This is a genomic window from Bradyrhizobium altum (genome assembly GCF_020889705.1).
GTDB lineage: Bacteria > Pseudomonadota > Alphaproteobacteria > Rhizobiales > Xanthobacteraceae > Bradyrhizobium > Bradyrhizobium altum.
Map to the genome: position 1 here is coordinate 1 of NZ_JACMYP010000086.1, position 12099 is coordinate 12099.

General features: G+C 64.3%; 13 protein-coding genes. 2 read left to right on the top strand and 11 right to left on the bottom strand.

All coding sequences use genetic code 11. The annotated features are described in order from the left end of the window. Nucleotides 1-1315, top strand: a 1315-nt coding sequence (locus tag H8B02_RS21275; protein WP_229168018.1) for a cytochrome c peroxidase, incomplete at its 5' end; no start/stop codon positions are given. 9 nt (nt 1316-1324) lie between these two features. Here H8B02_RS21275 and H8B02_RS21280 read toward each other — a convergent pair. The 4 genes from H8B02_RS21280 to H8B02_RS21295 form a co-directional block, all read right to left on the bottom strand. Next, nucleotides 1325-2035: a hypothetical protein gene (locus H8B02_RS21280; RefSeq protein ID WP_229168019.1), complete on the bottom strand. Its 711-nt coding sequence runs from the start codon at nt 2033-2035 to the stop codon at nt 1325-1327. A gap of 120 nt (nt 2036-2155) precedes the next feature. Continuing rightward, nucleotides 2156-4213, bottom strand: a complete 2058-nt coding sequence (locus tag H8B02_RS21285; RefSeq protein WP_229168020.1) for an alkaline phosphatase family protein — start codon at nt 4211-4213, stop codon at nt 2156-2158. A gap of 238 nt (nt 4214-4451) precedes the next feature. Continuing rightward, nucleotides 4452-5828: a cytochrome c peroxidase gene (locus tag H8B02_RS21290; RefSeq protein ID WP_229168021.1), complete on the bottom strand. Its 1377-nt coding sequence runs from the start codon at nt 5826-5828 to the stop codon at nt 4452-4454. After that, nucleotides 5825-6610, bottom strand: a complete 786-nt coding sequence (locus H8B02_RS21295) for an EfeM/EfeO family lipoprotein (RefSeq protein ID WP_229168022.1) — start codon at nt 6608-6610, stop codon at nt 5825-5827. Before H8B02_RS21295 ends, H8B02_RS21290 begins: the two co-directional genes overlap by 4 nt. A 68-nt stretch (nt 6611-6678) precedes the next feature. On the opposite strand from H8B02_RS21295, the gene H8B02_RS21300 reads away from it, so the two are divergent. Next, nucleotides 6679-7347, top strand: a complete 669-nt coding sequence (locus H8B02_RS21300; RefSeq protein WP_229168023.1) for a prepilin peptidase — start codon at nt 6679-6681, stop codon at nt 7345-7347. Between the two features lies 1 nt (nt 7348). Here H8B02_RS21300 and H8B02_RS21305 read toward each other — a convergent pair whose 3' ends face one another. The 7 genes from H8B02_RS21305 to H8B02_RS21335 are packed head-to-tail and all read right to left on the bottom strand — an operon-like array spanning nt 7349 to nt 12096. Further along, on the bottom strand, nt 7349-7990 hold the full coding sequence (locus tag H8B02_RS21305; RefSeq protein WP_229168024.1) for a hypothetical protein: 642 nt from the start codon (nt 7988-7990) through the stop codon (nt 7349-7351). Beyond that, entirely contained in the window at nt 7990-8553 is a 564-nt protein-coding gene (gene gspM, locus H8B02_RS21310; RefSeq protein WP_229168025.1) for a type II secretion system protein GspM, read from the bottom strand. The genes H8B02_RS21305 and gspM overlap by 1 nt, the downstream gene beginning before the upstream one ends. After that, nucleotides 8550-9623 carry a PilN domain-containing protein gene (locus H8B02_RS21315; RefSeq protein ID WP_229168026.1) on the bottom strand — a complete coding sequence of 358 codons (1074 nt, stop codon included), beginning with the start codon at nt 9621-9623 and terminating at the stop codon, nt 8550-8552. Before H8B02_RS21315 ends, gspM begins: the two co-directional genes overlap by 4 nt. Continuing rightward, entirely contained in the window at nt 9623-10543 is a 921-nt protein-coding gene (locus H8B02_RS21320; RefSeq protein WP_229168027.1) for a type II secretion system minor pseudopilin, read from the bottom strand. The genes H8B02_RS21315 and H8B02_RS21320 overlap by 1 nt, the downstream gene beginning before the upstream one ends. Beyond that, nucleotides 10543-11250 carry a PulJ/GspJ family protein gene (locus tag H8B02_RS21325; RefSeq protein ID WP_229168028.1) on the bottom strand — a complete coding sequence of 236 codons (708 nt, stop codon included), beginning with the start codon at nt 11248-11250 and terminating at the stop codon, nt 10543-10545. Before H8B02_RS21325 ends, H8B02_RS21320 begins: the two co-directional genes overlap by 1 nt. Continuing rightward, a complete protein-coding gene (locus tag H8B02_RS21330) occupies nt 11247-11657 on the bottom strand; it encodes a prepilin-type N-terminal cleavage/methylation domain-containing protein (RefSeq protein ID WP_212017817.1) in 411 nt (136 codons plus the stop codon). Before H8B02_RS21330 ends, H8B02_RS21325 begins: the two co-directional genes overlap by 4 nt. Further along, nucleotides 11632-12096 (bottom strand): type II secretion system protein, encoded by a 465-nt coding sequence (locus H8B02_RS21335; RefSeq protein WP_229168029.1) that lies wholly within the window; start codon nt 12094-12096, stop codon nt 11632-11634. Before H8B02_RS21335 ends, H8B02_RS21330 begins: the two co-directional genes overlap by 26 nt. Nucleotides 12097-12099: the final 3 nt, after the last annotated feature.

Genomic DNA, 12099 nt, shown 5'->3' on the forward strand with positions numbered 1-12099 from the left:
GCGCGCGATGGCATTCCCGCTCGGCGGCGACCAGACCGTGCTGCCGGCCGGCACTGATTTTTCCGAGGACGCGCTGGCGCGGCCGCGCGAAATCTTTCATTCCGAAGCGATGGGCGGGCGCAAGTCCTATTTGGTCAATCTCGGCGATCTCGCGTTCAATTCGCCTTCTATCCTGGGCGGTAAGGCCCGCCAGGCTGAGATGAGCTGCGGCACCTGTCACGTCAACGGCGCATCGAACCCGAAATTGTTCGTTCCGGGCGCATCCTCCCGCCCCGGCACCTTCGACACGACCAGCCTTGTCTTCAACGCGAAGACGTTCAACAGCATCCTCGATCCGGTCAGGATCCCGAGCCTGCGGGGCGCCCGCTTCCTCGCCCCCTACGGACATGACGGGCGCATGACCTCGCTGCGCGACTTCGTATATAATGTCATCGTCAATGAGTTTTCCGGGCCGCGGCCGCGCGACGAGGTTCTCGACGGCCTCGTCGCCTATATCAACGATATCGATTTCCTCCCCAATCCGAAGATTGCGCCCGGCGGAAGGCTTGCCGCGCAGGCAAGCCTCGCCGAACGTCATGGCGAGACGCTGTTCTTCAAACCGTTCCCGAAGCAAGCCGAGCTGAGCTGCGCCGGCTGTCATATTCCGGCCGGAACCTTCAACGACCAGTTGCGTCACGACGTCGGGTCCGGCGGGCTGGTCAAGACCCCCACTTTGCTCAACGCCAATTTCAATGCGCCCTACTTCCACGACGGTCGCTATGACAGCTACGAACAGGTCGTCGATCATTTCGATCGCGTGTTCGACCTCGAATTGTCGACCCAGGACACGCAGGACCTCGTGGCTTATCTGAATGCGGTCGGCGACGGCGAACGTCCCTTCGACAAGGACGGCGTCGTGCTCCGGATGAAGGAAGTGCTCGAGCTCTCGAGCGTGCTCGAGGTCGCGATCCCGGCCGCCGACACCGCGGTGGTGTCGCTGGCCGTGACCGGGGTCGGCGCCGAACTGCGCGAATTGACCGAGCACATCCCCGACATCAGGAACACCTCGGTCGGCGGCAAGGACGAGCGGCTCGCCGCGCGCGCGATCCTGAAGGATCTCGTTCTGACCTTGCGCCGTATCGACCTCGAGGTCGGCGCCGGCCGGATCGACGAAGCGATGTCGGAATACCGCAAATTTGCCCAGCTGGTGAATTTCGACGTTCCGGTCGCCCTGAAGAAGGCCGAGCCCTGGTCTCTCTTCAACAGCAACGTGCATCAGTCGCACTACACGGCGCTCGGCCGGATACTGCCGGTGACAAGCCAGCAGCCGCAGTAGCGCACGCGCTCACTGCGAGGCCGGCGGCGCGACCCATACATCGCTCTGCTGGATCCGGCGGATCAGCGCCTCCGGGTCGAACTTGCGCAGACCTGCGGGAATTTCGAAGGTTTGCGCCGGCTGCGGCTCGTCGCGGATGTGATCGGCGACGATCACCGTCCCATCCGCGGTCTTGATCTGCACCGGAAACCCGCGCGCGCGGTCGACCCAGCCGGTAAAGCTCAAGCCGGACGGCGCCGCGATTCGGTAGACGTCGGTGTTGCGCCCCGCGATCGCTTCCTCTCCATCGCGCTGGCAGTGCCATGTCGCGAGATCGAACGGCGCGGACAGCTGCGCCATCGCCAGCCATTGCCGGCAGGGATCGTCCGGATCGACCGGGACGAACAGCTGGGTGAGCGGGCTCGATTGCATGGCCTTCATATAGACGTGTGCGGCCGGGCGGACGAAATAGGCGGCGGGCTTAGCCGTATCGAGCAGAAAGAAGCCGTCGGGCAGCGCGGTCGGATCGATCCGCGCTTTTCCGCCCGAGACCCGCAGCGTTCCCATGGCGGTTGCCGTATCGTCCTTCCGCGCGAGGAGGTCGGCGGAAAACTGCTGCGCCGCGGCCGGCACCAGCGACTTGGCCAGGATGGCCATTGCGAGCAGGCAGGCCGTAGCGCTCCTGCTGCTCTTCCACATCTTCTTGCACATCTTCTTGCACGTCGTCTCGTCGCGCTTCATCGCATATCCCCGGTCGATCGGCTGGCGGGCCGGCAGAACATGACCGCGCCGACCGAACCAATGGTTCGATCGGCGCCGGCCTCGGATGGACTCAAGACCTCGTCGTGGACGAGAGCTCGATCACTCGGTGTAGGACAACGTGACCGCCTTGCTGAAGTCGAACGCGTCGAACAGGTCAGACAGCGCCGGGCTGTTGGTCGGGACGTACTCGTTGTTCTTCGAGTAGGTCGGGTTCGGCAGGTTGTCGCGGCTGCGGTGCGTGAGCGGCTCGAGAGCCCAGTTGCGCTCAATGAACTTCAGCAGCGAAACATGGTCGGCGTAGTTGTGGTTGACCTTGCCGCCCGTCGAATAGGGCGAGAGGATCAGGGTCGGAATACGCGGTCCGTCGCCGAAGAAGTCGATCGACTGCGTGTAGCCGGAGTCCCAATAGCCGCCGGCTTCGTCCCAGGTGATGAAGACCGCGGTGTCGGCCTTCAGCTCCGGATTGTTGTCCAGCGCGTTGAGCACGTTCAGGACATAGGCCTCGAACAGATCAACCTTCGAGCTCTGCGGATGACCGTCGAGCAGACCGTCCGGCTTGCCGAACGACACCGCGGGCAGCGTGTTGTGCTGGATCGCCGTGATCAGATCCGCCGTGTCCTTCATGTGAGCCTGACGCACGGCCGGATTGGCCATGATCGAGGTCGCATACTGGAACGGGTTGCAGATCTGGCAGTAGGCAACACCGAGCGCGTGCGCCGGATCGGCGACCGCGGCGGCGCCGAGGTTGGGGTTCGAGGGGTTGGCGGCAACCGCGGCGTTGGAAAGCGCCACGGCGTCGTTGAACGCACCACCATAGAATGCCCAGGTGATGTTCTTCTCGATCAGAGCGTCACCGATCGTACGAACCGACGACGGCGGGACGTTGTTGCCGCCGGACAGCGCGCCGTTCGGCAGATAGCCCGGATTGACGTTGTTGAGCATGTAGTAGTGGTTCGGTTTGCAGTTCGGCTCCGCAGCGTACGGCAGATTGTTGAGGTAGGTGACGATCGGCTTCACGCCGGGCTGGAACACGTCCGAGCAGTTGCTCCAATTGCCGTCGACGGTGTAGCGGTTGACCGAGCCCGCGACCGGGTTCGGGTTGGCGATCAGGTTCGCCGGCGGCGTCACCGGATTGCCCTTGCCGTCGCTCCAGAAGGCCGCATCGCCGGTGCCGAGCATGAAGTGGTTCGCACCGGTGCCGCCATGGAACGACTGGTGGAAGTTGTCGCTCAGCGTGAAGCGGTCGGCGAGCATCTTCAGGATCGGGGCCTGACCCTGCTGGGCATTGTAGAAGCCCATCGAGTTGGCCATGCTCTTGTTGGATGCCGAATAGGTCGCCATCACGAACGGGAACAGGTCGTTCAGGCAACCCGAATTGTTCTTCTTGGTGGCGCTGGCGGCGCTGCAATCTTCCTGCTGCCAGTCCTGATAGAAGCGATGGGTCGAATCGCCGGTGTAGTCGTCGTCGCTGACCTGCTCGCCCTGCAGCGGGAACGGTCCGTTCAGACCGCCGGCGCCGGGAACGCGGGTATCAAGCACACCGGTCGGCAGGCCGCTGAAGCCGGTGGTCAGGATGTCGAGATCGGCCGGGTCCATGTCCTTTTCGACGCTGGCTTCGGCGATCGTCTTGAACGGGGGCGAAGTGTCGCTCTGCGCGGTCGGCGTGCCGTTGGTGTTCGGCTGCGGCATCACGTTGGTCGCGTTGTAGGGCGACTTCGCGATCGCCGGCGCGCCGATGTAGAAGGACGGCTGGCCCGCGACCGAGTACTGCTGCGCCTGCGCGAAATTCGGTCCCGGCGTTCCATCCTCGTTGACGATGCCCTTCGACAACAGGTTGGAGATGGTCTGCCCCTTGCCCTTCGGCTTGTAGATACCGAAGGTGTGATCGAGGCCGCGGTTCTCACCGATCAGGATGATGACGTGCTTGATCGGCGAAGCGGTCTTGCCCTTTCCGCCGTGATCCTTGTCGTCATGATCGTGGTCATGCTTGACGCGATCAGCTTCCTGATGCGCCTGGTGATTGTGATGCGGACGCTTGTCCCAATCACTGTGTCCGCCCGGATAGTGAGCGGCATATGCGGCTGTTGCGACGAGCACCGTTGACGCGATGCAGAGCGCGGTGCTGGTTCGCCAGTGCTTCTTGTAGTTCAAACTCATTGTCGACCTCAGGGTGTTTGCGGTTAGCAACACACACTGCTTAGTGCGACAGTATGACGCATGGTTTTCGCTTGCGTGAAAGCGCGCGAGAAATTTCGAAACGTTCAAACATTTTCTGTGGAGACATCGGCTGCTTCACGCTGCATCTCGACGATTCGAATCTTCAACTGAAGATCGAAAGCAGACGAAGCGCTCCACGCAGCGACGCGGATCGCAAATGCTCTACAATTCAGCTCAATCAATGCGAGATGTGCCTGGAGCGCATCACCTCGCGAAGCGCGGCGTAATGCTGATCATGCACATCTTGATTGAACAACGACCACGGCTCGGCGCTGGCCAATAGCGCAGGCACTGCAGCAGCCATCAGATTGCGATAATTCCTCAACTCGGTTGCAGCATCCGCGTTGCGACCCGCAGCAACTGCCATCTCGATTCGCCGCAGCGTGAGCACCAGCTCCTTGAGGCCGTTGCGCGCAAGCACACGCTGCTGCTCGCCGCCCGACACGCTCGTGTTCTTGCGATCGGGATATTGCTCGGTCAACTCGCGCAGCTCGCGGCCGATCGTATCGACCGCCAGCGCAACGATGTCCTTGTCGCCGGCAGGGATCGCAGTCGCAAGCACCGTCGAGAAATCGTTGATCTCCTTCAGCGTCGCACCGGCACCGTCGCGCTCATAGGGCTGCACGCCATCGCCGACGGCCGTGAGATAAGCGACGAGGTCGCCTTTGTCCTGCACCGAGAGGTCGAGCTGAAAGGTCCGGTCGAAATAGTCGACGACCTGGTTGTAACTGTCGAAGCGGCCGTCGTGAAAGTACGGCGCGTTGAAGTCGGCGTTGCGCAGCGTCGGCGTCTTGAACAGACCGCCCGAACCGACGTCGTGCTGCTGGTGATCGACAAAGCCGGACGATGGAACGTGGCAGCCCGCACAGCTCAGCGCCGGATCGTGCGGGAACGGCTTTGCGAACAACGCTTCGCCGCGACGCTCCGCCTCGGTGATCTTGCCGGCCAGCCGTCCGGCGGGACCAAGGCTCGGATTGGGCAGAAAGTCGATGTCGTGAATATAGGCCACGATCGCATCGAGCGTCGCGGGCGACGGCTCGGGTCCTGCGAGCTCGTTGGTGATGACGTTGTGAACGAAGTCGCGCAGCGAAGCGAACCGGCCGTCGGCGCCATAAGGCGCAAGATAGCGGGCGCCGCGCAGGCTCGGGATCCGCACCGGATCGAACGCCAGATTATTGGCCTTCGGATTGAACAAGGGACCTGTGGTGTCGAACGTGCCGGGCCGGCTCGACATCTTCGGCATGAAGAATTTGGCGTTGTTCGCGCCGTTGACGTGGCAGGTGCCGCAGCTCACGCCGGCCTGCCGCGCCACCTCGCCGAGCAGCCCCGGCGAATTGAAGGCGAGATCGCCGAGATTGACCAGATACGACTTGGCTCCGGTCCGCTCGGACTGAAACACCTCGCGCGGCTTGTCGAGCGCATCCTCGTTCAGCTCGGTCGCGACCGGCAACACGGTCTTGTCACCATCGACCGGAAACGCCGCCGCGCGCCCGAGCAGTGCCAGAACGATGACACCGGAGAGCAGCGCAGCCAGACGCCGGTGAAGCGAGGTCATCGCGCCTGCGCCTCCAGGGTCGGGCGCTGCAACCCGAGCTTCGCCGAGGCGCTCTGCAACGCAATGACCAGTTCCTCACTGGTCTGGCGCAGATCGGCAATGTTGACATGCGGCAGGTCGGGCGTGGCGACGATCGCTTCGAGCTGTTCGATCCGGTTCGTCACCATCTCGTCGAGCTTGCCGTCGACCGTATTGAGGGCGGTCGAGAAGATCGTGTGGTAGGCGAAATCGATGCCTGCGATGTTGTTGCGCATATCATCCAGCGAAGTGCCGCTGATGCGCGACTCGCCGCCATCCGCCTTGCTCTCGCCGACTTCGTAGGCGAGCCGCACCGTGCCATCCAGCAAGCCCTGCGGCGTCAGCTTGATGTCCTTGAGCTTGCGGTGAAGATCATTCAAGTGCTCGACAAGCCCCGTCGCATCGGCGGCAACGTCGGTATTGCCGGCTCCGAACAGTTTCGCCTCGATGGCATGAAACCCGCTGTCCGCGTTCGGCCAGGCATCGATCTGCGCGTCGAGCTCCGGCACGAAGCCCGCGGTGAACACCTCCGAGCGCTCCCAGCCTGCGCGCGCCGACAGCCAGGCCTTCTTTGCACCGGGCAAGTCCGCAGCAGCGGCGCGCTCGCGCAAGGCGCGCGCGCCTTCCAGCGCGCTGGCAACGCCCTCGATCAGATACGGCCGATAGCGCTCGGCGCCGTCCTCGAGGGCGTCCGCATTCGCGGCGCGCACGCCTGCCGACGCCGCCAGCAAAGCCAGGCACGCCGCCACTCGCATCTTGTGCATAGTCTACTCACTGATCTGCCACGAAGGGCTTCGTGGCACGTAGCGGGGCGAACTATTGTCGGTATCGTATGCGGATTTGTGACAGCGCAGACTTTTTGTCGCATCTTTTCTACTTTGCGATCGTGCTCGACGATCACAATCGCGCAAACCCGTCGCGCGACTGCGGTTCAATTGAAAATAGACTGTTCAACGCGCGCGAGTTGTTGCAACACAGTGTGGGCACGCGTCACACTTGTCCCGCCACCATGCAGATCGATCGCGAAGCTCTTTATTTCATTGGATCTTACGGCGCGCTTTGCGTGCTGTGCTTTGCCGTCGCGCTGATCGATCTGCGCCACGGCATCATTCCCAATTGGCTGAACCTTGCAATCGCGGCGCTCGGGCTTGCGAACGTCGTCATCACTGACGGCACGACGGCCGCGTTCACGGCCATGGCGATCGCCACACTCGTCGGCATGCTGTTCTGGCTGTTGCAGCGCCTTTACTTCGCCGTGCGGGGCGTGGACGGATTGGGACTGGGCGACGTCAAGTTTCTTGCCGCCGCGACGATCTGGGTCGGCGCCCTGGGAGTTCCGACCCTGCTGCTGATCGCGGCGCTCGCGGCACTTGCTGTTGCCGGTGGCCTGCAACTCGCTGGACGTGAGATGAAGCGCCAGACGTCGATTCCGTTCGGTCCCTTTCTGGCGCTCGGGCTTCTCCTGACGCCGGCCCTTCAGAGCTTGCTCGGGTTCAGCTAGCTCACTTCTGGCGCCGCGCGGCCAATGGCATCCTCTCCGTGCTCACCGGAACGAGGTGGGCATCGCTGCTCTCCTCGCCGCCGGGCTGGGGCAATGTGAGTACGGCGCCCTGCTCGTCCTTCTGCATTGTGACTTCGCGCCCCTTGATGGTTCGCAGCTTCCACCCCTGGAACTCGTCACCGATTTTCAGTCGCAGCGCGGTCTTGTTCGACTGATCGAGAAAAATCCCGAAGCTTTCATCGTCGCCGGAGATCGTGCCGACAAGTGACAGCGGCGGCGGCTCGATCGCGACCTTGCGCGGCGGCGGTGGCGGCTTGCTGACTTCCGGTTCCGCAACGACGGCAGGCGGAGGTCGCCGCGATGGCGAGAACACCGGGCGATCGCGCGTGTTGGACAGTGTCTTGAGCGGAATGCCCCACAACGGATTTACGCTGAGCGGCCGAGGCGTCGGTGCCGGCGCAGGCGTCACCCGAACCGATGTCACAGGCTCGGACGGCGGCGGTGAATTCAGCACCGGTCCGCCGAGGCGGGTGTCGTCGAGCATGCCGGCATCCAGTGCGTCGCCGGCACGGTCCGGCACGGCGGCTGGGGCTGAATAGGCCGACACCGCCAACAGCATGATGGTTGCAGCGAAGCGTCGCATCACTTGGCTCCTCGCCATTGTCCGGATACGCCGAGCAGCACGCGCAGCTTGCCGGGATCGGCGCCCTTCGCCGCCTCGTCGGCGACGGGTTGCACGACCAATTGGTCGATGAACAGGAACGGCATGCCGGCTTCGAGATCGTAGAGCACCTGTTGCAACTGCGCCTGTTCGATCTCGCTGCTTGCGACCATGCTGATGAAGCCGGCCTTGGCGGGCGCGTTGGGAACGTCGAGCTGCGTCGACAACACATTGCCGCCGGCCTTGATCACCGCGCTCGACACGCGTTGCAGCAGCGTGGCGCCGGCAACCGTGACGGTCGCCCCCTCGAGATAGGCGGAACCGGTCGGCATAGGGGACTGACCGGGCGCGGTATTCGCCTTGGACCGTCCCTCGAGTTGCTCCAGCATTCCGGCCGACGCCGCCACATCGCTGCGCAGGCCGATGATGTCCGAGAGCGACGAGATGACGACGAAGAGCAGCAGCACGAAGAGGCCGAGATAGCTCGCGGTCGCGACCAATGGCGAAGTGCTGACGGCCGTCAGCGATCGGGATGCTGCGTTCATGAGCCGGACCCAAAGGAAGCGGATATGTTGGCCTCGACGTGGAACCGCTCCGCCGATTCATTCGCGGCGCGGGTCGTCGGCGCGAAGAATGTCGCGCGGGTGAATTGCGGCGACTGTTCCAGCAGGCGGATAAGGGATGGCGCATCCTGGGTCAGTCCCACCACCTGCACCTTGTTGCCCTCGATGCGGAGCTCCGTCACATAGGTCGTGTCGGGCAGGACGCGCGAGATCGCTTCCAGAACCATGACGCTCGACGGCGTCGTCTGCTTGCGCTTGGCGAGCAAGCCGAGACCGGACGAGTCGCCATTGGCATCGAGACGCAGCGCGGCGCGGCGCTGCGAGATGCGGTGTTGCAAGTCCTCCTGCTCGGATTGCAGCCATCCGCCGACATAGACGTTGAGCAGCAGGGACACCGCGGCCGCAGCCGCCGTCGCGGCCAGGCCGATGCGCAACAGGCGCGGCACGGCAGGTCCGGCAAGGCCGCGCAGCGATCTGTCGAGCAGCGTCACCTGCTGGGGGGCGCCGTCGCCGCCAATCGCCGGCGCCGAGACCGCAACGGTGGCGGCGCCGAGCATCCTGGCCATCCGGATCAGCGGATCGACCTTGCTCGCCGCGGTCGCACTGAACGCAACTTCGATACGGTCATTGGAGATCGACTGCGGCGGACCCCAGCCAAAGACCGCATCGGCGGCGGTCCATGGCGTCAGCCGGTCGACCTGCGCGCGGATCATGCCATCGAGGAAGTCGCCCGCCTGGCTCGGGAAATCGAGCACGCGGCTGACGATTTGATCAGATCGCAAACGCACCTCGATGCGGCTGCCGTCGAACGCGGTCTTCCACTCTGTTGACAGCGGAGGCTGCGGCGCATCTTGATCGAGCCGAAACGAAACCGGAGCTGACGGCGAGCCATCTCTCGCCGCGGTGGCGCGGGCTGTGAACGTACCGTCGGCATTCTCGTCGAGCTCGACGCTCCGCCGGCGCATGAACCTGCCCGCGACGCCGTCGACGGCGGTCGCGACCGCGCCGATCCATTGCTCGAACCATTGCCGTGCTCCGGCGAGTATTGCCATCAACCTCTCCTCCGCGGCAGAACCGTGCTTCGCGGCTCGACATCGTTCTGCCAGGACAACACACGATATGGCTCGACCTTGTCGCCGAGCGCAATCACCGCTTCAGACGTGGTGCGGTGACCGTTGCGGAACCCGATCGAGATTGCGATGCGGTAGCATGGGCTCTGCGCCGTCGATGCCGCAGTTTGCGGGTTCGGCGCCTGCGATCCGGCACTGAGGCTGCCGTTCGGCGAGGGAGCAGGCGCGCCGAAGCCGTCCTGCTGCTTCCCCGATGCCTTATCCACGGCAAGAGCCACTTCCGGCGCGGCGATGGCCGGATCAACATCCGGACTGCCGTTGAACACCGTCACGAACGGCAACACACGATCGACGAAGGCTTCGGGGATGCCGGCGACCAACGCCAGCTCATTGACATGGGTGAACAGCCCCTGCCGCGGCGAATAGCCAAGCGCGTTGTAGCGCGCGGCCTCCACATTCTCGCTGCCCGGCGCGGGCCGGGTTCGCCAGCCAACGATCCGGTCGGCGTATTCGCTGGCGGCGTCCTTTCGGGCGCCAAGCACGACGAAGAGGCCGATCAGCATCTCCTTCGACGCGTAGTTCAGGTCAACGCGGCCGGCCTCCGACGTGAAGGAGACACCGACGCTGGCGTCATCCAGCCCGAAATGAAACGCCCCGTACTGCGGCCGCGTCTTCTCATCCGTCAGCGTCAGCTGATAGGCGGTGAGTTCGAGCCCGGCCGACACCAGCGCCTCGGTCTGCAGCGACAAGTCGCTGGCCGCCAACGCGCGCGCCGACGCGGCAAGATAGGCCGAGAAGATGATCGCCAGCGACGACAGCGCGAGCAGGATCCAGAGTACTGCAACGATGACGAAGCCGCGATTGGCCGGCGATCGGCCGATATTATTGCCGGACGTCGCCATCACGTCTTCCCCTGATCGGTGGCACCGTCGGAACTTTGCTTGTCACCGCAATTGCCGTCCGGCTTGGTGCAGTCGCTCGGAATCTGGACATGGACCGGGGCGATGGTCGAAACCGACAGGACGCGCTGGCTCGCCGCATCACGCACGGTCAACCGGATCATCGCCGGCAGCTTGTTGGCATCCTTCCACACGCTCTTCCAGGCCCGGTCGGCACCGGCATAGGCGAACGACAGGCGATAAGGTGCGCGCAGCAGCACGACCGGGCTTCCGAGATGCACCTGCTCCGACAGCGAAACCCCGTCGGCCAGCGGCGTGAAGCGCGCCTGCGAACGAACCGTGACGAACTCGCTGCGATCCTGGGTTTCACCAAGGTGCACCACGTCGAGCCCCGGCCCCGCATTCGGCCCCACCGACGTGCGCACGAACGTGACCGACAATTCCGATCCGTCGAACAGCGGCTTGTGGGTATCGCGGTTGGCGGCAACGAACTCCGCCGCGGCGAGATCGGCACCGATCCGCTCCAGCGCGATCCCGATCAATTCGCTGCGCTGGATCCGGTCGAGCCCCCGGTTCCAGCTCGGCAGCCATTGCGCCGTGATGCTGGCGAGCGCCGATAGCAACAGCCCCATCAGCGCCAGCGCGACGATGGTCTCGATCAGCGTGAAGCCACGCTCGCCCGTTCGTTGTGCTGTGCCTGCCGGGGTCATTCCGAAGACCTCGGCATCAGGCGCACGGTGCGAATGTCGGACAATGCACCGCCCGGAGACTTGACGCGAATGCGCACCAGCTCCGGCGCCCAGGGTACGTTGCCCTCGGGCACCGTCCAGTCGCCGCCGAGCGGACTGACCTCGATGGTCCAGCGGTAGCCCTCCGCCTGCCCCGTCGACGTGCCGGACTGCAATTCGGCGCGCGGTGGAATGCCGACCGTCATCAATGTGCGCACCGCCTGCATCAGCGCGACGTGCTGCTCCATCGCCCGGACGCCGCGCGTCTTGACGCCCATGACCGCGCCGATCGCAACGATCGAGACAGCCACCAGCGCCAGCGCCACCAGCACCTCGATGATGGTGAACCCGGCGTCAGTGCGGTTAGTTGGCGGCGACGTCGCGAGCAACGATTTCAACCCTTCCGGTGAGCCAGTTGACGCGGACCTCATATCCCGCATCGAGCCGCGTCAGCGCGATGGAGCCGCCGCAGGAACCGCCATTGGCGAAGAAGCGGATGGTCGACAGTGCGGCGCGGCGCTGGCAGCTCTGCGGCAGCACCGCATCGAACCGCACGTCATCGGGGATTCGCACCGTCATGCGCGACGCGCCGGAGTGGATCACCCGGTTCGCCGCATCGACCAGCGTCGCAACGCTGGTGCTGCGCTCGATGGCGGCATTGCGATCGGCCTTCAGCAGCGTTGCGGTCTGCAACGCATAGGCCTGCAAGCGCGATCGCGAGGTCTGATGCGGAATGAACGGGAGCAGCACGGCCGCCAGCAGCGCGATGATGGCAAGCACGCACACCATCTCGAGCAGGGTGAAACCGCGCTGCGTCGCATCAAACATGCT